20 protein-coding genes are annotated in these 21,009 nt (G+C 42.0%); 4 read left to right on the top strand and 16 right to left on the bottom strand.

Annotated features, from left to right (window positions below):
- Positions 1-6: 6 nt before the first annotated feature.
- The 4 genes from ACMVDV_RS20005 to ACMVDV_RS19990 all read right to left on the bottom strand — a co-directional run bounded on the left by ACMVDV_RS20005 (position 7) and on the right by ACMVDV_RS19990 (position 4,170).
- Positions 7-393 carry a DUF3192 domain-containing protein gene (locus ACMVDV_RS20005; protein WP_304183702.1) on the bottom strand — a complete coding sequence of 129 codons (387 nt, stop codon included), beginning with the start codon at positions 391-393 and terminating at the stop codon, positions 7-9.
- Positions 394-462: 69 nt separating this feature from the next.
- On the bottom strand, positions 463-1,236 hold the full coding sequence (gene xni / locus ACMVDV_RS20000) for a flap endonuclease Xni (protein ID WP_416159384.1): 774 nt from the start codon (positions 1,234-1,236) through the stop codon (positions 463-465).
- Positions 1,237-1,250: 14 nt separating this feature from the next.
- Positions 1,251-2,594 carry a nucleotide 5'-monophosphate nucleosidase PpnN gene (gene ppnN, locus ACMVDV_RS19995; protein WP_304183699.1) on the bottom strand — a complete coding sequence of 448 codons (1,344 nt, stop codon included), beginning with the start codon at positions 2,592-2,594 and terminating at the stop codon, positions 1,251-1,253.
- A gap of 40 nt (positions 2,595-2,634) precedes the next feature.
- Entirely contained in the window at positions 2,635-4,170 is a 1,536-nt protein-coding gene (locus tag ACMVDV_RS19990; RefSeq protein ID WP_416159383.1) for a GGDEF domain-containing protein, read from the bottom strand.
- Positions 4,171-4,386: 216 nt separating this feature from the next.
- Here ACMVDV_RS19990 and ACMVDV_RS19985 point away from each other — a divergent pair, with 216 nt between their 5' ends.
- Positions 4,387-6,171 (top strand): M61 family metallopeptidase, encoded by a 1,785-nt coding sequence (locus ACMVDV_RS19985; protein ID WP_416159382.1) that lies wholly within the window; start codon positions 4,387-4,389, stop codon positions 6,169-6,171.
- Between the two features lie 21 nt (positions 6,172-6,192).
- Here the strand turns inward: ACMVDV_RS19985 and ACMVDV_RS19980 are convergent, their stop codons facing one another.
- The gene (locus ACMVDV_RS19980; RefSeq protein WP_416159381.1) at positions 6,193-6,993 is read right to left on the bottom strand and encodes a glycosyltransferase family 25 protein; all 801 of its coding nucleotides are present in this window, start codon (positions 6,991-6,993) and stop codon (positions 6,193-6,195) included.
- A gap of 212 nt (positions 6,994-7,205) precedes the next feature.
- Here ACMVDV_RS19980 and ACMVDV_RS19975 point away from each other — a divergent pair, with 212 nt between their 5' ends.
- Entirely contained in the window at positions 7,206-9,365 is a 2,160-nt protein-coding gene (locus tag ACMVDV_RS19975; protein WP_416159380.1) for a S46 family peptidase, read from the top strand.
- A 235-nt stretch (positions 9,366-9,600) separates the two neighbouring features.
- On the opposite strand, the gene ACMVDV_RS19970 is transcribed toward ACMVDV_RS19975, so the two are convergent.
- Positions 9,601-9,966, bottom strand: coding sequence for a hypothetical protein (locus ACMVDV_RS19970; protein ID WP_416159379.1), 366 nt, complete (start codon positions 9,964-9,966; stop codon positions 9,601-9,603).
- Between the two features lie 763 nt (positions 9,967-10,729).
- Here ACMVDV_RS19970 and ACMVDV_RS19965 point away from each other — a divergent pair.
- The gene (locus tag ACMVDV_RS19965; protein WP_416159378.1) at positions 10,730-11,992 is read left to right on the top strand and encodes an O-acetylhomoserine aminocarboxypropyltransferase/cysteine synthase family protein; all 1,263 of its coding nucleotides are present in this window, start codon (positions 10,730-10,732) and stop codon (positions 11,990-11,992) included.
- Positions 11,993-12,143: 151 nt separating this feature from the next.
- The gene (locus ACMVDV_RS19960; RefSeq protein WP_283709231.1) at positions 12,144-12,803 is read left to right on the top strand and encodes an NADPH-dependent FMN reductase; all 660 of its coding nucleotides are present in this window, start codon (positions 12,144-12,146) and stop codon (positions 12,801-12,803) included.
- A 4-nt stretch (positions 12,804-12,807) separates the two neighbouring features.
- Here the strand turns inward: ACMVDV_RS19960 and ACMVDV_RS19955 are convergent, their stop codons facing one another.
- From ACMVDV_RS19955 to hisD, 10 genes are all read right to left on the bottom strand, one after another.
- The gene (locus tag ACMVDV_RS19955) at positions 12,808-12,996 is read right to left on the bottom strand and encodes a DUF1289 domain-containing protein (RefSeq protein WP_416159377.1); all 189 of its coding nucleotides are present in this window, start codon (positions 12,994-12,996) and stop codon (positions 12,808-12,810) included.
- 53 nt (positions 12,997-13,049) lie between these two features.
- Positions 13,050-13,562 (bottom strand): hypothetical protein, encoded by a 513-nt coding sequence (locus tag ACMVDV_RS19950; RefSeq protein ID WP_283709233.1) that lies wholly within the window; start codon positions 13,560-13,562, stop codon positions 13,050-13,052.
- Positions 13,563-13,733: 171 nt separating this feature from the next.
- Entirely contained in the window at positions 13,734-14,471 is a 738-nt protein-coding gene (locus ACMVDV_RS19945; RefSeq protein WP_416159376.1) for a hypothetical protein, read from the bottom strand.
- Positions 14,472-14,860: 389 nt separating this feature from the next.
- Positions 14,861-15,475, bottom strand: coding sequence for a bifunctional phosphoribosyl-AMP cyclohydrolase/phosphoribosyl-ATP diphosphatase HisIE (hisIE, locus tag ACMVDV_RS19940; RefSeq protein WP_416159375.1), 615 nt, complete (start codon positions 15,473-15,475; stop codon positions 14,861-14,863).
- Positions 15,466-16,245: an imidazole glycerol phosphate synthase subunit HisF gene (gene hisF / locus ACMVDV_RS19935; protein ID WP_416159374.1), complete on the bottom strand. Its 780-nt coding sequence runs from the start codon at positions 16,243-16,245 to the stop codon at positions 15,466-15,468. Before hisF ends, hisIE begins: the two co-directional genes overlap by 10 nt.
- Positions 16,227-16,961: a 1-(5-phosphoribosyl)-5-[(5-phosphoribosylamino)methylideneamino] imidazole-4-carboxamide isomerase gene (locus ACMVDV_RS19930; RefSeq protein ID WP_416159373.1), complete on the bottom strand. Its 735-nt coding sequence runs from the start codon at positions 16,959-16,961 to the stop codon at positions 16,227-16,229. Before ACMVDV_RS19930 ends, hisF begins: the two co-directional genes overlap by 19 nt.
- A gap of 25 nt (positions 16,962-16,986) precedes the next feature.
- A complete protein-coding gene (gene hisH / locus ACMVDV_RS19925; protein WP_416159372.1) occupies positions 16,987-17,577 on the bottom strand; it encodes an imidazole glycerol phosphate synthase subunit HisH in 591 nt (196 codons plus the stop codon).
- The gene (hisB, locus tag ACMVDV_RS19920; protein ID WP_416159371.1) at positions 17,574-18,635 is read right to left on the bottom strand and encodes a bifunctional histidinol-phosphatase/imidazoleglycerol-phosphate dehydratase HisB; all 1,062 of its coding nucleotides are present in this window, start codon (positions 18,633-18,635) and stop codon (positions 17,574-17,576) included. The genes hisH and hisB overlap by 4 nt, the downstream gene beginning before the upstream one ends.
- Entirely contained in the window at positions 18,632-19,717 is a 1,086-nt protein-coding gene (gene hisC, locus ACMVDV_RS19915; protein ID WP_416159370.1) for a histidinol-phosphate transaminase, read from the bottom strand. The genes hisB and hisC overlap by 4 nt, the downstream gene beginning before the upstream one ends.
- Positions 19,707-21,008, bottom strand: a complete 1,302-nt coding sequence (gene hisD / locus ACMVDV_RS19910; RefSeq protein WP_416159369.1) for a histidinol dehydrogenase — start codon at positions 21,006-21,008, stop codon at positions 19,707-19,709. Before hisD ends, hisC begins: the two co-directional genes overlap by 11 nt.
- Between the last annotated feature and the right edge of the window lies 1 nt (position 21,009).

Raw genomic sequence — 21,009 nt, 5'->3', positions numbered from 1 at the left:
AGCTTATCAACTACCGTGCTGCTCAAATACATCAAATGCACTTGGTCCCCACAAGATTAATTCACCATTTTTAAACAATAAACCAGTGCATTCGTCCATTGTCGTGATCCCATCTGATTTGACATGTTGCGTACGGTAAAAAATAATTTGCCACACTTGGTCGTTATCACGTTTAGCGTAGGTTAGATCGGGGCTGCCTAAATACTCTAAAACAGTGTTTAAGGTCGTCGGTGTTGCTACACTTAACTTAGCGATATAACGTTTATTGAATGCTTCTCGGTCTTGCCACAACATCGCCTGCGGATCATCTTTATAAAAAGTGATGACTAACGTGGCGATCAAGGCATACACGCCTAAACCTAATATGAGATAGCGAAAAACTTTCTTAAACATTTTACACTCTTGCGCTGAGACTTAAATTGAGTATACGCATAGTTCAAATTCAGTGCTATGAGAATGCGATTAATTGAGCCTTAACTGCTTTAAACTAAAGCCTAAATTAATATCTGTACGTAAACCAACCAAATGTTTAGAAGTAATATAGTCAGCCATCCCCGAGGCTAACTTTTTGCGCACTGCGGGTGATAGCGTTTCATCCTCAGCGGCTTGTGTTATATCCGTATGCTTGTTGATAATCGCAATGGCTGTTTTTGTGCCAATCCCTTTAATGCCTGGAATATCGTTGGTTTTATCACCGGCCATAGCCCAAAAATCAATTAACCTTGATTGCTTAACAGCAAAACGCTGTTCGATTGACGCGTGATCTACATACTCTTTTTTAAAATAGTCATACACATTGATATAGCTATTTAAACTAGGTAAAAATCCCTTATCGGTGGAAACAATCGTGCAGTACAACTGATTTTCAGCCATTTTATGGGCCAAGGTTGCAATGATATCATCGGCTTCATCATTCACTGGCGCAAACACCACAATACCGGTTTGTTCAATCGCGTGTTTAAACTTATCTAATGAATTTTTTAGCGTAGTCGGCATGGGGGCACGGCTACTTTTATACAGCGCGTAATAATGATAACGCCAGCTTTTATCGCCATCAAATACTGCAATAGCATGGGTTGCTTGGGTGATCTTGATGAGTTTTTCACACGCATGAGCAACCCGTGCGCAGCACGTATTTATCATTTGCTCATCACTGCCTTTATTTTGATTACTATCAACTGCATAAATGCGCCTAATTAAATTAAGCGCATCGATTAAAAGTAACTGACCTGACACGAATATATTAACCCTTATGCTTTGACTTCATAACACGGCACATAATTACTACCAGGAAGCTTCATTCTTCCTTGCTCAACAAAAGCTTGTAGTAGTGTGTCCATTGCTTTCATTAAGGCTGGCTCCCCACTAATAACAAACCGACCATGTTGTTTAATTGCTTGGATACCTTCATCTTTTACATTACCGGCAACAATTCCGGAAAATGCGCGCCGCAGGTTAGCTGCAAGTAATTGCTTTTCTTGGCCTAAATGTAGATCAAGTGCGGCCATATTCTGATGCGTTGGCGCGAACGGCTTTTGAAATTCATTGACGATTTTTAATGTCCAGTTAAAGTAATAGGCATCCCCCTGGCTCTTACGATAATCGCGAACATTTGCCATCGCTGATTTTAGTTTAATAGCAACCAGTTCAGGGTTATCAATGATCACTTCAAATTTATCGAGGGCTTCTTTGCCTAACGTCATTTCAACAAACTGGCATAGCTCAGTAAAATAGTTTTCACTTTCTTTAGGTCCAGTTAAAATAACGGGTAATGACTGCTTGGCGTTATCTGGATGGAGTAAAATACCTAGTAAATATAATAATTCTTCAGCAGTACCTGCGCCACCAGGGAAAATAATTATGGCGTGGGCGGTGCGTATAAAGGCTTCAAGGCGTTTTTCAATATCAGGAAGGATAACCAGTTCATTTACTATTGGATTCGGTGGCTCGGCGGCAATAATACTCGGCTCAGTTAAGCCTAAATAACGGTTGTTGGTGTTGCGTTGCTTTGCATGGCCAATAGTGGCGCCTTTCATTGGGCCTTTCATCGCACCTGGGCCGCAACCAGTACAAATATTTAAGCCACGTAAACCAAGCTCGTAGCCGACTTGCTTAGTGTATTTATATTCGTTTTCATTAATTGAATGGCCGCCCCAGCAGACGATCATACTTGGATCGCTATTAACACGCAGGGCAGCTGCATTACGCAGCATATCAAACACCATATGCGTAATGGCTTTTTGCTCGGTTAAATCTTTTTCATATTTTTGACAAATAAACAAAATGTCACGAATAACAGAAAAAATATGCTCGTGAATACCGGTGATTATTTCACCATCTACAAAAGCGGTTGTTGGCGGGTTGAGTAGCTCTATTTTAATGCCGCGTTCACGACTGATCAAACGAATGTCAAAATCTTCGTATTTGTTGTAAATCTCTGAGCTTGAATCCGTGTGGCTGCCCACATTGAGAACAGCTAACGCACAATTTCTAAATAACTTATACCGTTCGCTGGTGGACGATTGTTCTAATAAATCAACTTCGAGTTGCGACAGTAAATCTAACACACCTGTCGGGTTTAACTGTATTAACATAGGCGTTCTCCTTGCTTTTAGAAGCAGTGGTTGGTCGCTATTATTTATTGATACATATACGGTCACGACCGGTATTTTTTGCTTTGTAGAGAGCATCATCTGCGCGGTCAAAAGCACTCAATGGCGTATCGCCTTTTTTAAACTGAGTCGCGCCGATAGAAATCGTTATCTCTACTTGTTTATCTTTGAACTTAAACGGGATCCCTTTCACCGTTTTTCTTAACTTCTCAATAGCTTGACTGGCATATTCTAAAGGCATGCCAGGCATTAATAATACAAATTCTTCACCGCCATAGCGGGCGATAAAGTCAGATTTACGGATCGACATTTGCAGTGCTTTGGCAATCACTTGTAAGGTTTTATCGCCTGCGCTGTGGCCGTATTGATCATTAATAGATTTAAAGTGATCAACATCAATCACCACTAATGTAACATCTGATTCTTGTACAGCAAATAAATGAAACTCATGATTAAATCGCTCATCAAACGCTGCCCGATTAGGTAGTTTTGTTAAGCTATCAAGTAAGCTTTTAAAGCGCTGTTCGTGTAATCTTTTTTTATATTTTGATAACTTAGTTTCAAGGTTATTGATACGGTGGTTGATCCCTTGAAAATTGTTTAATAACATTTCGCGGTCTTGTTGTTCAAGGCGTTCTTTTTCAATTAAGTCTTGGCTTAACGACTTTAATTCGTTATCAACGAGTGCTTTTAATGCTGAAATTGACGTGGCATTTTGGGTTTGTATTGTTAGATTATTAATTTTACCTTCAATGCGTTTATTCAGTACCGCAAACTCTGCACCCATAGCTTCAGAGTGTTTACTCGTCGCCACTATTGAATGGTGGAGTTCTTCAAGGGTTTGATTTAACGAAACTAAAAAGCTTTGCGCAGATTGACGTTCTTTACTGATATTCCCCGCAACAATTTTAATAATATCAATTGCAGCGGTTAATAAATTGTCGACTGAATCGGTTTCAGAAATATTATTTTTAATCGTTTTTACTTGCTCTGCGGCTTCATCTTCAAATACCAAATCATTTGCTAAATTAAGCAGCTCTTTGGCAAGCGCAGGTTGCACTGCGGCTTGTTGCGTAGAAGGCACCGTGAGTTTAACTTGCAATGCCTGATGGTAAATAGTCACCAAACGATTAAGCAGCGGAATAAAATCCCGAGTAGATTGTACGTTATTGAGTTCGTGATCGAGCAAATGGCGCAAAGTCCTGCGCGCATCATCAGGTAGCCCTTTGGTTTTTTGCAGTAACTTGCCAGCATCAAGGACACTATTGTGCAGTTCGCGCTGATGTGTGGCCTGTTGTGCCTCTTGGTTTTTTAGCAGTGTGAGAATTTCATCAATCTGGGGTGCGAATAATTCAAAATCCACCCCTTTAGTGAGGGCACTACGAAATTTGGCTAAGCGATTATCAAGTTCAATATCCATGCCTTTACAACTTAGCGATAACTTTGCAGCAAAGTTGCTAAGCGTGTCTACTTGATGTTTTCGTGCATGTTCAATCACCATGCGAGTATCAATGGCTTGTTTAAGTTTTTTGTTTAAAACTTCGAGCTGTTGTGACACTAATAGTTACCGCCATTGATTAAATCTCTTATGGCGTAAGTTTACAACAAAATTTGCACAAATGTAGTTACTAAGTCAAAAACTTAGCATTTGTTGGTGATTTTTATTCATCGAACCTATCCGCATGTGAATTTATCGCTTTTAATTCACATTTGCGATTATCGTTGTTAGGCTCAAACACAATAAAATCACTGCATATAAGAATTAAGAGCCTTTATGAAAACGTTTTTAGCTTTGTCGGTAGTAGCCGCATTATCTCACTCGGCATGGGCCGATGTTAATTATTCACTTGCTGTCACTCAGCCTGAGCATCATTTAGGCGATGTGAGTGTTGAATTTCCGCAAACCGCGCAAGCACATTTAGATGTAAAATTACCCGCGTGGCGTACTGGCCGTTACGAAATTTTAAATCTGGCTAATGGGGTGCGTTTTTTTGAGGCTAAAGACGAAAATGGTAAAGCATTAAAATGGGAAAAAGTGGATGCCAGTACATGGCGTGTTCACCTTGATGAGCCAACCGAAGTAAATATTGATTACCAAGTTTACGCTAACGAGCTTGGCATGCGTGCACGTCATATTGATGACAGCCATGCATTTATTGATGCATCAGGCTTTTTTATGTTCAGTGAATCATTTCGTCAAGAGCCGGTTACCGTTAAGCTTGATGTGCCAAAAGCATGGCGTTCAGTGTCAGGGATGGACAATGCCGGTTCGAAACATAGTTTTAAAGCTGCTGATTACGATGTATTAGTTGATTCACCGATTGAAACGGGTATCAACGAGTTACATAAGTTTGCAGTGGATGGCCGCGATTACGAATTAGTGATCTGGGGCGAGGGCAACTACGATGTTGAGCAAATGCTTACTGATCTTAAAAAATTAGTAACAACGGGCAGTGTTATTTGGGATGATTACCCATACCAACGTTACGTATTTATGGTACACGCAACATCGGGTGCCGGTGGCGCTACAGAGCATTTAAATTCGACGATTATTCAACGTCCACGTGATCGCTTTGGCTCACGTGAAGACTACCTTGCTTTCATTAGTACAGCAGCCCATGAATTTATTCATACTTGGAATGTAAAAGCGTACCGTCCAGAAGGTTTAGTGCCTTATGATTACACGCATATTAATTACGATAAATTATTATGGATAGCTGAAGGCTCAACCAGTTACTTTGAAGATCACTTAATGGTGCGTTCAGGTATTTCAACCACCGATGAATTTCTTAATACCTTAACTAAAACGGTTAATCGCCATTTATTAACACCAGGGCGTGAAGTGCAAAGTGCCAGCGAAACCAGCTTTGATAAGTGGATCAACCAAGGTGGCGATCATGCAGGCAACTACAGCACCAATATTTATTTAGAGGGCTCATTGATTTCAATGGCTTTAGATATCGATTTACTTGATAAAAGCCAAGGTAAGCAAAGCTACCGTGATGTTCATCGCGCACTTTACAATCAATATAAGATGCCCCATGGCTTTACTGCAACTGACGTGAAAACTATTTTAAAACAGTTAACAGGTCGTGATTACAGCCAGTGGTGGGCTACTAATGTTGATGCACCCGCAGCAATCGATTTTGACGCTTTATTTAAAAAAGTAGGCTTAGAGTTAGCGCGTCCAAAAGGCGCTAAAGCTGTTGCCAGTGTTGATGCTCTAGCAAAAAATAGCGGTGAATTGCTTACTTTAATTCATGTGCGACGTGAGGGGGCTGCCTGGCAGGCAGGTTTAACGACGGATGATAAAATTGTCGCGATTAATAAAAAGCATGTCGGCAAAGATTTAACAGCAAGCTTAGAAACCTTCAAAGCCGGGGATAAAGTAACCATTGATTTTATTCGCCGTGATGCGCTGCAAAGCACCACATTAGTACTCAGTGAAGACTTTGATAAAGATAAAAAGCTAGTTGCTAATAAAGATGCAACAGCAGAGCAAATGGCGTTATTTAAAGCATGGATGGGTGTAGAACACCCAAACCTCGCTAAAAAATAAATACTATTTAATGATTCTAGGTTATGAGTAAAAAGGAGCTGCGGCTCCTTTTTTGTATTTAGGATCATCGGCTAAAGCGCGTTTAGTCTTTTTGATAAATGCCGCCGTGGCATAGTGATTGTGAATCGCACTGGTTAATTGCTGAGCTTTTCGTGCTAAAAATGATTTTTTAACACGGGCCGCGCTGCGAGATTTTATATCACTGACTTGTTCATGATTTTGGCCAAACGGATAAGGCAATAACGAATAGCCAGCTACTTGAGTTTCCCATATATGCTGTAGATCACAATCAACAGGACGGCCAAACGTTTGCGTGGCCGCTAATAATTGTTTGGCACCGTGATAACTGATTGCAGTAGCACAACAGCCTGTCATCAACTTTTTATGGATCACTAAGTGTTGGTGATGCTGTAAAGCAACTTGGTAGGCAATAGGGCGAGTTCTGTTTTGATAAGCCGATAATTTTATCATCTGCCAATCTATTGGTGCTTGTTCAATATTTTTGATTGTATGGTTGAGATCATTTTTTAAGATAAAGTCATCTTCAAGCACAATAGCGTAATCAAGCTGCCTATCAACGATAGTTTGCCATGCTTTACGATGACTCAAATAACAGCCGATTTGCCCAGCACTGAGCGGGTAGTGGTATTTTTGCTTATTGAGGCTAGGACTGTAATTAATTGCTCTTTGTGCTGGCGTAAGCGTTGCCCCATCAATTGCATCTATACGCTCAAAACTTAGCCCATGTGCGGCTAATTGTCGCTGGCTGTTTGCCAATCGCTCTGTTGAGCGAGCGAGGTTGATCACAAAAATAGTTGGCATAGCTGGCTACCTTTTATTAATAGTAAGTAAACCTTAGCCATTAATGATGACAATTTGATTGCAGTCATATATTGGTTTAGTTGAACACAGCAGCATGAGTGGTAAATCTATATATTTTGTTACACTATAACACTTACTTTAGTCGCAGAAATATTGACCCTAATACGCGTTCACGCGTAACCTACTTTAGAAACAATAAAAAGGATTAAAAAATGCGTTTAAAACCACTCATCGCCACACTTGCTATTGCAATCTCGGGCACCTCATTTGCTGATGAAGGCATGTGGCAACCACACCAACTTCCTGATCTAGAATCAATTCTAAAAGCCAAAGGGCTGGAAATTGACGCTAAATCGATTTCTAAATTAACCGAGTTCCCAATGAATGCAGTGATAAGCCTTGGTGGCTGTACGGCATCATTTGTATCGCCAAAAGGCCTTGTGGTTACCAATCATCACTGTGCTTATGGTTCGATTCAATATAACTCAACACCAGAGAACAATATTTTAGAAAACGGCTTTTTAGCAAAAACGCCGGCTGAAGACTTACCAGCGGCACCCGGCTCCAGAGTGTATGTAACTGAAACAGTTACCGACGTGACTAACAAAGTAATAAAAGGTACTGAAAAACTCAGCGCAAAAGCGCGCTACGACGCGCTAGAGAAAAACGAAAAAGCGCTAGTGGCACAGTGTGAAGCAGATAAAAATTACCGCTGTAATGTGTATTCATTTCATGGTGGTTTAGAGTTTTACTTGATCAAATCACTGGAAATAAAAGATGTACGTTTAGCTTACGCGCCCGCTATGGGCGTAGGTAAATATGGCGGCGATATTGATAACTGGATGTGGCCGCGCCACACTGGGGATTTTTCTTTCTATCGTGCCTATGTGGGTAAAGATGGCAAGCCAGCTGAATTTAGCGAAGATAATGTGCCCTATGTGCCTGAGTCATATCTCAGTGTCAGTGCCAAAGGCGTGCAAGAGGGCGACTTTGTGATGGTCACAGGTTACCCTGGGCGCACTAACCGTTACCGCATTGCTGCTGAAGTTGATTATGTATTTAATACCAGTTATCCAAAGTCGCGCGAGCATAATTCAAAATATGTGTCTTTAATTGAAGAAAACTCAGAAGATGGCAGTAAAGCGCGCATTGCTTATGAAAGCACCATTGCGGGCTATAATAACTACATTAAAAACTATGGTTCAATGATAGAAAGCTTTAATAAAGGCACTATGTATGAGCGTAAAAAACAGTTTGAGCAAGATTTAACAACCTGGATAAACAGCGATCGTAAGCGTAAACAACAATACGGTACGGTGTTAAATGATTTATCAACGCTGGTGGCACAATCACAACAGCATAACGAACGTGATCGTATGCTTGGCTATGTGCACCGCTCACAAATGATCAGCACCGCACGTAGCTTATATCGCTTAGCGTATGAGCAACAAAAACCTGATAGCGAGCGTGAATCAGGTTATCAAGAGCGTGACTTACCTCGCTTTGAAGCTGGTTTAAAACGTATGACCCGCCGTTTTGATGCAAACGTTGATAAAGCAATCTTACTGCACTTTTTAGAGTTATACGCTGCGCTGCCAAAGCAAGAACGTTTTGCTGAGGTTGATAAAGTGTTTAAGCTAGAAAATGGCTTTGATAAAGCCAAGCACAGTGCATTACTATCGAAAATGTATGCTAATTCAACACTTAATGATGAAGACGTGCGCATTGCATTGTCTCAGCAATCATTTGCTGAGCTTGAACAAAATCAAGACCCATTCATTCAATATGCAAAAGCAATTTTTGCGGTGATGAAAGCAGAAGAAGACGAAAACAAAGCACTTACAGGTAAATTACAAGCAGCGCGTCCACAATTAATGGCGGCAATTATTGCTTACAATAAAGCGCAGAATAAACCTGTGTATGCAGATGCTAACAGTACGTTACGGGTAACCTATGGCACCGTTGGCGGTTATTCACCACAAGACGGTTTGGTAGCAACACCGTTTACAACACTTGAAGGGCTACTTGCAAAAAACACCGATGTTGATCCATTTAACGCGCCTGAAAAACTGCAACAGCAAATCAAGGCTAAAATATTTGGTGACTACACCGGTGGCATGAATACCGTACCGGTTAACTTCTTATCGAATGTGGATACTACCGGTGGTAACTCAGGTTCACCTACGCTTAATGGCAAAGCCGAACTGGTAGGCTTACTGTTTGATGGTGTGTACGAAAGCATTATTGGTGACTGGGATTACAACCCAGCACTTAATCGCTCTATCCACGTTGACTCACGCTACATGCTGTGGGTAATGGATAAAGTAGACAACGCACAAAACTTATTAGACGAAATGAAAATCGTAAAATAAGTAATGAGTGAAATAGCAGGGCGCTTACCTTAACAGGAAGCGCCTTTTTAATAGGTATAACTTGTGATTACTTATGTCTACTTTGTGCCAAAAAGCGGACGGTGTGAAACTTATTCACTTGTTGCAATTTAATTTCAGGCAGGAGATCTAACATTGTGTAAGTGGATAATATTGCTTAAATCAGCTTGGTCTCTTGGGTCAAACAAAATTGGAATTAATTTTGAGCCCTTAGCCCTTAGCCCTTAGCTCTTGCTACCGCTAAACGGTGATTCCCTCCTCCTAAATTTATTTGCATTTTATTATCATGGACGCATAATTTACAAGGAGTCATTATTCCTTTAGATACCCAATGTTCTATCGCTTCAGATTTTTTACTTTTAAACCCTACATCCCAGAATTCATCGACTCTCTGTCGATACATATGGAAGAGGTTTTCATCTAACTCATTCAACTCAATATCTGCAATTTTCAAACCATTAGGATGACGTTTCACTACGGACTCAGCGCTGAAACCATCATCATAAAAGTGGATGTTATTTAAACTTTCATCCCACAATACATCAAAGGCAGGCCACTTATTAATTGGTATATCTTGATACAAATTAAACTCTCCAATGTAGATATAGTATTTGCATATAGCAAGACTGTAGAATAACTCTACAGCCTCAACGCCTACTCAAGGGGCAAAATAGAGTTGGTTAAAATCAGCGACGAGGGAGCAAAAGCCGACTGTTTTTTACACCACTTTAGCAAAATGAACTTAGGGCAGAACCCTAGCAACCGTTTGTAGACATGCTACTAATGTTAAATCGTCGATTAGGAACGAAGTAAAAAACGATAGCCACCCTAACGTGACTAGGGCGGTTGTGACACCGACTTTGTAAAGCACTTGTTTTACCATAGCGAATCCTCCTCTAAATAAATGGTTAAGCTCGTTTAGATTAATAAATACGCTAGGACTCTGACCCACATTGTGTAATGCCCTAAATTCACTCTATATGATGTCCTTAAAAACATAATATTTTATAGTGCGCGAAGTACGGATATTTCTGCTCCGACCACACTCATATGTATACTTTACACAGTTTTAACAAATTAGCTAAGATATTACTATCACTAAGTTTTCTATTATCTTTAAGCAAAGCTAAATGGAACAATCTACGCGCTTCGCTCATTTCCTTAAATATGTGAGCATACAACAGTTTGACCACTAAATTAGCTATTATATTTTGTCAATGTCAGGTTATCGCTCTTAGCCGACTTTAACTTAAATCTAATTACTTCAACATCTTTTAATCTATTTCATGTGCACTTTATAACCAATAAATGCTAGCTTAGTGGCAAATTAATTGAAGGAAATAATTATGAAACTTGAGTCTTTAGCGCTGCATCACGGTTACGAGTCTGAACCGACAACTAAATCGGCGGCGGTGCCGATTTACAACACTTCATCGTATACGTTTGATAATACTCAACATGGTGCTGATTTATTTGATTTAAAAGTACCTGGGAATATTTATACCCGCATCATGAATCCGACCAATGCTGTGCTTGAACAGCGTATTGCGGCCATGGAAGGGGGCATTGGTGCGCTTGCTGTGGCCTCTGGTATGGCGGCCATCACTTACGCGATTCAATGTTTATGTGAAGTGGGCACTAATATTGTCAGTACCAGCCAAGTATATGGCGGTACCTATAACTTATTTGCCCATAGTTTACCGCGCCAAGGTATTGAAGCGCGGATGATCAAAGCGGATGACTTTGCCGGTTTTGAAAACGCGATTGATGAGAATACCCGCGCAGTATTTTGTGAATCAATTGGTAACCCTGCAGGGAATATTGTTGATATCACTCGATTAGCTAAAATAAAAGGCGTGCCGCTGATTGTAGATAACACGGTAGCAACGCCGTATTTATGCCGGCCATTTGAGCTAGGCGCCGATATTGTGGTGCATTCGCTTACTAAATATATTAACGGCCATGGTACGGCGATTGGCGGCATAATTGTTGATTCGGGCAAGTTTGACTGGCAAGCCAATGCCACTCGTTTTGCGATGATGAATGAGCCTGATCCGTCGTATCATAATGTGGTGTATACCGATGCCTTTGCTGAAGCGGCGTTTATTGGTCGCTGTCGCGTTGTACCACTGAGAAATACCGGTGCGGCACTTGCGCCTAAAAACGCCTCTGATATTTTAATTGGCCTTGAAACTTTAGGGCTAAGAATGGATCGCCACTGCGAAAATGCGCAAAAAATTGCTGAATATTTAGAGAGCCATCCTAAGGTGCTTTGGGTTAATTACGCGGGATTAAAATCAAGTCCGTATAACGAAATGAGCCAAAAAATTACCAATGGTAAGGCGTCAGGTATTTTAAGTTTTGGTATTGCCGGTGGCCTTGAAGCTGGCACTCGCTTTATTGATGCGCTAAAGATGATTTTACGTTTAGTGAATATCGGCGATGCAAAGTCACTGGCTTGTCACCCAGCATCTACTACACATCGCCAATTAAACGATGAAGAGCTTGCCAATGCAGGAGTTAGTCGCGATTTAATTCGTTTATCAGTGGGGATAGAAAACATCGACGATATCATTGCTGATGTAAGCCAAGCGCTCGATAAAGCTTAGTAACGTTAGCTATTGGGTTAAAGCGTGATCCACATTAATGTTTAACCATGCATTTTGTGTTTTGCTTGTAAGGTAGGTTTTATTTACGACCTACCTTACAAATTTACGTTTATATTCGTATATTGATTTAAATAAAATGGAGTGCTAGTACATGAGACTATTGATTTTTTTAGGTTCAGTTCGAAATAGTTCGCCACCTAAGCCGGCACGTCTCGGTGAAAGAGTCGCCAAGGCATGCCAACGCTGTTTGCTTGAGCAATACAGTGACCATGATATTGAACTGATAGATCCGCTAGATTACGACCTTGACCCTATATTCAAACCGCACTTTGCTTATTCACAAGCCGAGTTACCTAAAAAACTCGATGACCTAGCGGCAAAAATTACAGCCAGCGATGGGTTTATTATGGTCAGCCCTGAGTACAATCATTCAATGAGTCCGGCATTGGCTAATTTGTTAAACCACTTTGGTAGTTCTTTATTTGCTTATAAACCCAGCGCTATTGTTACGTACTCTGCAGGGCAGTGGGGCGGGGTGCGCGCTGCTGTTGGCATGCGCAGCTTTTTAAGTGAGCTTGGCTGTTTGCCGGTGTCAGCTATGATCCATGTGCCAAAAGCGCAGGATGTATTTATTGAAAGTGGTGAAACAAACAATGAGGCAGAGCAAGCATCATGGCGCGAATATTTTTCGCGGTCGTTTAATCAGTTACTGTGGTGGGCTGAGGCAGCAAGTAAGCAACGCGAGCGACTTGATCCTAAGCAATTAATTAAAGACTTTAAACGCGACCCGTCGCAACGTAATGCACCTTAATAAGCTATGGATTATTAACATCCTCTCTGGGAGTATCTAAAATAGTTTGTTTCTCTTGGTCTGATAAAATGATCCAGTCAAATATTTCGTCGCTAGTTCGGCCGCAGCCTCTGCAATAGCCCTTGAGGCGGTGGCATTTACCAATGCAGTCGGTTTTTAATAGCGATGAACTTTTTTTTGGTGTTGAATTCATAAATCCTTAGCCAAGCAGGCCAACATTTGCTGACCTGTTTTATGGTTTTAATGCTATTTATTTGCTACTGATTTACCTACTTCAAATGAGGTAGACCATGGCGTTGAGCGTGATAATGTTTTTCCAGTATGAATTGAAATCGCTGGGTTTTTTTCATCAAGTACAAAGGTAGTACGTAATGAATCAGCAGATTCTTTTTGTTGTTCATGCCAGTTATTTTGCGCTAAACAAGCGCGGGTGAAGTCAACCGCCTTTTGATGAATGGCCACTGCTTGCGTTTGCTCTTGGTAGTTATCTTGACAACGATAAGTCACCGTATCGGCATCCAGAGCACTGATTTGGCATGCATCACCAACGAGATTGTATTTAGCTGTCCAGGTTTCTGCGTACTTTGTATTTACGCGGGTGCGCTTTAACACCTCAAAACGTGAGTCGTAGGCGGCTAATAAACCATTGATTTTTTCACAAGGCGTGAGGTTATCAATACTTGCTTTTTGCTCAGTCGTGAAGCTGCTACAACCCGATAAAATAAGGCCTGTTAATAATACCGATAAATACTTTTTCATAGTGGACTATCCTTATGTGATAGCTAATCCTTCGAAGTTGCTTAAAGGATACCTAAGGGCTTGAAAAAATGCCATTAAAGACGTGAAAATAAAATCATTGCATGACTTATATCAAACGTCCGCAGCGCTATTTTTTGACGACTAGCCCTTATTTTAATTAAACGCAGCCACTTATCGATTTTGAACGGGTACATTTTTTATTGTTACGCTACCTGAGCCATCAGCAAGTAATGTAAAGCTAGCAGCTTTGTTGACATAAATACCACCGGAGCCATCACTCACAGTAACGTTGCCGCCAATGTTTTGCACATCGATACTGCCCGAACCGTCATGAATAATTACATCACCTTGAGTGTTTGCCAGTTCAATACTGCCAGAGCCGTCATGGATATTTACGTTGTCAGTAATATTGCTCGCAGTGATTGCGCCAGAGCCATCTTCAATGGTTAATTGACCCGTAATATTATTGATTTTAATCGCGCCAGAGCCATCATTGATTTTGGTTGTAGCTGCATTTTCAATCGAGATATCACCAGAGCCATCAGTAATATCAAGGGTAAATGTTTTCGGTATTGAAACCGTTAAATCAATGCGCGTTGGTTGGTCATTATTACTGTCACAATTATTCGCAGTTAATTTTGCTGAGTTGCCACTTTTATCTAAAGCAAGGCAGTAGTTGTCGTGCGCTTCATCTTGATAAATTTCAGCCTTTACCGTTACGGTGTTGGTATTACTGCCTACGATATGTAAAAAGCCCGAACCTGCCTCAACATTTAATACTGATAGTGATTGAGCATCAAGGGTAAGCTGTTTTGTGTCTTGTAGTGTCATCTCGTTATTCCAAGCCAAAGCTTGAGCTGATAGCAGTGCAGCGCTAATCAGAGTCAGTCGTGTGAATGTGTTAATCATTATTATTCCCTTTTATTTTGTAGTGTTTTAAGTTTAGTCGCACACAGTGATTGAAAGGTTTAAAGAGAAGTGGATTATTTTGTTAACTCGCTTTTATGTGTGCCTCTAAAGCGCAGCGCCTCTTTGTGAGTAATTCACTTAAAGATCGTTTGCACAAAGAGAAGGGAATGAGAAGTAAATGAGGAGAGAGCAACAAATGCCTTGAGCCAATCTACGACCCGCACGGTCAGTTAGAACGGCTTCCTTATTCATACAAGGTCGTCATTTATGACGACAGTATAAGTTGTCGGAATTCATGCGCTAAAGTACGTCCCACAGGAGCGATAGCTGATTTACTCAAAGATCTTGCAAACAGGGCGCTGAGCAACGCTCAGCGCTTAATAGCAATTTTACTTATGCCTTCCTTGCAAACACGCAACCACGTCTTTCAGCTCTAAGCCTTGGCGTTGTAGTAACACGATTAGGTGATATAACAAATCAGCTGATTCATTAGTGAGCTCTTCGTTGTCGTGTTTCATCGCAGCAAGTGCAACTTCAACGCCTTCTTCGCCGACTTTTTGGCAGCTGCGGCTTAAATCTTTAGCAAACAAAGAGGCGGTGTAGCTTGTTTCCGGGTCGTCATTTTTACGCGCGACAATCACTTGCTCAAGTTGGGCTAAAAAGCTTAGGCTTGGTTTTGCAGCATCACCAAAACAACTTTGTGTGCCTAAGTGACAAGTTGGCCCAAGTGGGTTAGCCAGCACTAAGATTGAGTCATAGTCGCAATCAGTATGAACAGACACCACTTCTAGGTAATTCTCAGAGGTTTCGCCTTTGGTCCATAAACGGTTTTTTGAACGCGAGTAAAAGGTCACTTTTTGCTTATCAAAGGTCACTGCCAGCGACTCTTGATTCATAAAACCTTGCATTAAAATCACACCCGTACGGGCATCTTGCACTATAGCTGGGATCAATTCGCTTTTTGCAAAATCAACTTGGGTCAGGTTTTGTTTGGTTAGTTGCATAGTCGCGCCGCCACTTGGTTATCGATTAAATATTGTTTTAGTTCGCCAATGTTGATCACATTTTTGTGAAAAACACTCGCAGCGAGTGCGCCATCAACGTGGCTTTGCTGAAATACATCGACAAAATCTTGCATGCTGCCAGCGCCGCCTGAGGCGATCAGTGGTATATCACATAAAGCACGCATTTTAGATAACTGCTGGTTATCGTAACCATTACGTACACCGTCTTGATTCATGCAGTTGAGTACGATTTCGCCTGCGCCTAAGTCTTGCACGCGTTTTACCCACTCTTGCGTTTTATAACGGGTGCGGCTTGACGCATTAGGATCGCCAGTAAGCTGATACACTAAATATTCGCCAGTTACTTCATCGTAAAAGCTATCAATGCCGACCACTACACATTGCTTACCAAACTCATCGTGTAGTTCTTTGATAAGCTCAGGACGGGCAATAGCAGGGCTGTTGATACTGATTTTATCCGCGCCGCGTTCAAGTACGCGCGCCGCATCGGCAACTGATTTAATACCACCCGCAACACAAAATGGAATATCAATATGGCGGGCAATGCTTTCTACCCAATTCACATCGAGTAGGCGTTTTTCAACACTGGCGCTAATTTCATAAAATACCAGTTCGTCTGCGCCCGCTTCACTGTAAGCTTGGGCAAGCGTTAAAATATCACCAACAATCTCGTGGCCTTTAAATTTAACGCCTTTGACTACTTGGCCGTCTTTTACGTCTAAACAAGGGATTATGCGTTTTGATAACATACCAGCGCCTCCTCAACATTAAATGCGCCATCAAGTAGTGACTTACCTAAAATAACGCCACCTACGCCTAGTTCTTTGAGCTTTTTAATGTCATCAAGTGAGCTTACGCCACCAGATGCTTGCACTTTAATATCGCTATTGTGGTTCGCTAAATCTTGGTACAGTGCAAACGAAGGGCCGGTCATGGTGCCGTCTTTACTGATGTCCGTGCATAGAAAATCAATCACACCCAATGCCACATAAAAATCGACTAATTCAAATAAGCCAAATTCAGATTCACTTAACCAACCGTGAGTGGCAGGTGCCCAGCCATTGTCGGTTTTATTAACATCGAGGGCGATAACAAAGTGCTTGGCAGCGAATTTTTCAATCCAGCCTTTCACTTCATCACGTTTTTCAACTGCCATAGAGCCAATCACCACTTGGTTGGCGCCGGCTTTAAGCCAGTCACTTACGTCTTGCTCGGTACGAATACCGCCACCGACTTGATACGGCACGTTAAGTGCTTTAGTGGCTGCTTGAATGTGTTGCCATTGTTTTTTACTTGGATCGCGTGCACCTTCTAAATCAACAAGGTGCAATTTACCTGCGCCGCTTTGTGCGTACTCTTGTAAGCGCGCGCCAAGCTCAAACGGGTAAAATTGCGCAGTATCGTACTTACCTTGGTATAAACGCACGATTTGATTTTGTAATACATCTAATGCTGGAATAATCACTTGAATTCTCTTTATAAATATTTGATTAAACTTGCCAGTCTAAAAAGTTCTGTAATAACCGAGTGCCGACTTTAGCGCTACGCTCAGGGTGAAATTGCATGCCCGCGTAGTTATCGTTGGCAACAATCGCCGAAAATGTTTGCCCGTATTCGCCGCTAACAAGTGTTGCGTCATTTACTGTATGGGCAAAACTGTGTACAAAATACACTTGGTCGTTTGCATCAAGGCCTTTGGTGAGCGCATGTTCACGGTTAACGGTAAGATTGTTCCAGCCCATGTGCGGCGAGGTTAAACTGCCCACATCCAGCGCTTTAACGTGCCCTGGGATTTTACCCAAACATTGCACATTACCTTCTTCAGTGCTGTCGCACAAAAGCTGCATACCTAAACAAATCCCCATCAGCGGGCGTTGGTAGTCATTTATCGCTTGTTGCCAGCCGCCATCAACTAAGCGCTTCATGGCAACTGATGCATGACCAACTCCGGGTAAAATGGCGCGTTCAAAGTTTTTAAGTTGCTCTGGTGAGGTAATAACCTCAGGCGTTTGGCCAAGGCGTTCAAAAGCAAAGCGCACTGAGTTTATGTTGGCGCAACCGGTATTAATGATGGCAATCATAAACACCCCTTAGAGCTGGCGGTTTGTTGGCTGGCATCAGCGGCAATGGCCATACGTAAAGCGCGAGAAAACGCTTTAAATAAACCTTCAACTTGGTGATGACAGTTACCGTCGCTAACCGACAGTATTAAGCTCACTGCTGCATTGTCGCTTAAACTTTTGAAAAAATGCTCAACCATTTGTACGTCTAAATCACCGGCTTTTTCACGGCTAAAGTTGGCGTTTAATACAAATGAGGCACGCCCCGATAAATCGATTTGCGCTTCTGCTTTGCATTCATCCATCGGCAGGGCAAACCCGTAGCGAGCAATTTGCGATTTAGTACCAAGGGCTTGCTTAAGGGCTAAACCAAGGGCAATACCGATATCTTCAACAAGGTGGTGCTCGTCAATGTGTAAATCGCCACTGGCTTGAATATCAAGGCCAATGTTGGCGTGGGTGCGAATTTGATCAAGCATGTGATCAAAAAAACCAAGGCCTGTGCTGATCTCGCCATTTTTACTTTGATCTAAATTGAGTTTGACATCAATTTGCGTTTCTTTGGTATTGCGAGTAATGCGGCCTTGACGGTCGGCGGTGGTCAGCTTAGTAACAATCGCGTTCCAGTCACCGTCATACAAAATGCCTTCGCAGCATAAGTTTTGGGCAAGACCAATATCTGTTTGGCGATCGCCAATCACAAATGAGCGTGCTAAATCGACTTTGCCTGAACGCATTAACTCGGTAAGCAAACCCGTTTTTGGCTTACGACAATCACAATTTTGCTCATTAAAATGTGGGCAAATTAACACCTCATCAAATTTAATGCCTTGGCTTGATAAAATAGCCATCATCTTATCTTGGGCAATATCAAAATCCGCGGTTGGGAAACTATCTGTGCCTAAACCATCTTGGTTTGACACCATCACTAAACGATAACCCGCACCTTGCAATTGTAATAGAGCAGGGATCACATTAGGTAAAAACGCCAGCTTTTCAAGACTGTCTACTTGTTTGTCAGTGATTGGCTCTTCGATAATAGTGCCGTCACGGTCGATAAATAAATACGGGTTGCTCATGATACTTCCTGCTCTTCAAAAGTGGCTGATTGGCTTAGGCCATCTAACCATATTTTAACTTGTTCTAATTCTTGCTCACTGCCGATTGAAATACGTAGCCAATCGTTTTCACCGTATAAGGTAAAAGCACGCATCACTAAGCCTTGCTCAAGTGCGATATTAAAGCTGTTTTTATCGGCTAGCTTTAGAGTGACAAAGTTACCTTCACCACTGAGTACTTGTAATACCGCAGGGGAGGCTTCGAGCCACTGCTTAAGCTTTGCCCTCAGTGCGTTTAAAATGCTTACTTGGCGACGCATAGAGGTAATGGCATCTGGGCTCAGAGCACTTGCAGCAATACTGGCAACCACGGTTGATACCGGATACGGCGCAATTACTTTACGTATTGGCGCTAGTACCGACGCTTGGGCAAGGGTAAAACCCGTACGCAGGCCCGCTAACGCAAATGCTTTAGAGAGCGTTCTAAGTACAACTATGTTGGCAAAGTCATTGATGAGTTTGCTTGCACTTTGCTCTGGGCAAAATTCAATATAGGCTTCATCCACAACGATCAGTGCTTTATCGGCAAGTGCTGTGGCAATGGCCTTTACTTTTTCAAGCGGTGTTAAGCTGCCTGTTGGGTTATTTGGATTACAAATAAACACTAATTTGCTATTACCAACAGCGGTGACTATTTCATCAACTGTACCATCGAGTAATAATGCTTGGCTTAAGCCATTTATTGCTACGTTGTGGGTATCTGCCGTTACTTTGTACATGCCGTACGTAGGTAAAAATAAGGCAACCGAATCTTGCGCTGGTTGGCAATAGGTGCGTACCAGTAGCTCAATACCTTCATCAGCACCACGGGTCATCAATACTTGTTCAGGGGTTAACTGAGCGTAACTTGCATAACGGTTTATAACGCTTGCCGGTTGCGGATCAGGGTAGCGGTTTAAATCATTAATGCTGATATCGATACTTTTAACATACGGGCTTTCATTGGCATTAAGCCACGTTGTGCCGGTTAGTTTCTCACTTTTTGCCGAACTATATGCTGCTAATGCATCAATATTAGCGGGTAACAAAGGGTTATTGCTCATTGTTCATCGCCTCTAAACGCACCTTAACGGCATTTGCGTGGGCATCAAGTCCTTCTGCATCAGCCAATGGTAAAATTGCTTTTGATAAGTTTTTTAAACCATTTTGAGTAATGGTTTGTACGGTATAAGTGCGAAAAAAATCCAGCAAGTTTAAGCTTGAATAAGTGGCACTGTAACCATAGGTTGGTAATACGTGATTAGTACCCGAGGCGTAGTCACCAGCCGATTCTGGCGTGTAGTCACCGACAAACACAGATCCGGCATTTTTAACTTTGCTTAAATATGGGTTAGCATCTGCTAGTTGCAGTATCAAGTGTTCAGGGCCGTATTGCGCTGATACAGCAAATGCTTGTTCGATTGAATCAACCAAAATAAGCGATGAATTAGCCAATGCTTTTGCGGCGATATCTTGACGCGATAGGTTAGCTAACTGACGCTCAATAGCTTGCTCAGTGCGGGTGATAGTCAATTCACTGTTGCTAAGTAAAATAACTTGCGAGTCCGCGCCGTGCTCAGCTTGAGATAATAAATCAGCGGCAATAAATTCAGGGTTTGCGCGTTCATCGGCAATCACTAATACTTCAGATGGGCCCGCTGGCATATCAATCGCCATGCCTGGGATGGTCTGAGCTACTAGTTGTTTTGCCATAGTTACAAAGCTGTTACCCGGGCCAAAAATTTTATTCACCTTGGGCACTGAGTCTGTACCATAGGCCATTGCGGCGATTGCACCTGCGCCGCCACTTTCTACGATTGTTTTGATACCGCATAGTTTAGCCGCATATAAAATTGCTGGGTTAATCGGTAAGTCACCTTGCACCGGTGTTGCTAACACTACGGTTGTCGCACCACTTAGCTGCGCCAGTACACCTTGCATAATAACCGACGAAGGTAATGGGGCACTGCCACCGGGTACATAAATACCAACCGCTTCAATGGCTTGATATTTTAGCTCGCATAACACACCCGGTTGGGTGGTCAACTTAATATCTTTAGGTAATTGCGCTTGGTGAAAGCGTTTAACATTGGCATAAGCAGTATCAATCGCATACTTAAGCTCAGGGCTAAGCTGCTGCACTGCATCATTTATTTCTTCGCTTGGCACTAATAACCGCGGTGTTGTGCGGTTATCAAATTGCTTTGCCATGGCGAGCAGGGCACTATCGCCTTGCTCTTTTACATTTGCCATAATGGTTTGGCAAATTTCCTCAACTTCAGCACTTGCACTTACAGCAGGGCGCATTAGCGCCGCGGCTTGTGCATCTGCGGATACCTCATTCCAGCGCAGCATT

The sequence above is a fragment of the Pseudoalteromonas sp. ASV78 genome (genome assembly GCF_047806705.1).
GTDB lineage: Bacteria > Pseudomonadota > Gammaproteobacteria > Enterobacterales > Alteromonadaceae > Pseudoalteromonas > Pseudoalteromonas prydzensis_A.
Note: the sequence above shows the minus strand (reverse complement) of the source record. Positions and strands in the feature narration are given on the sequence as shown.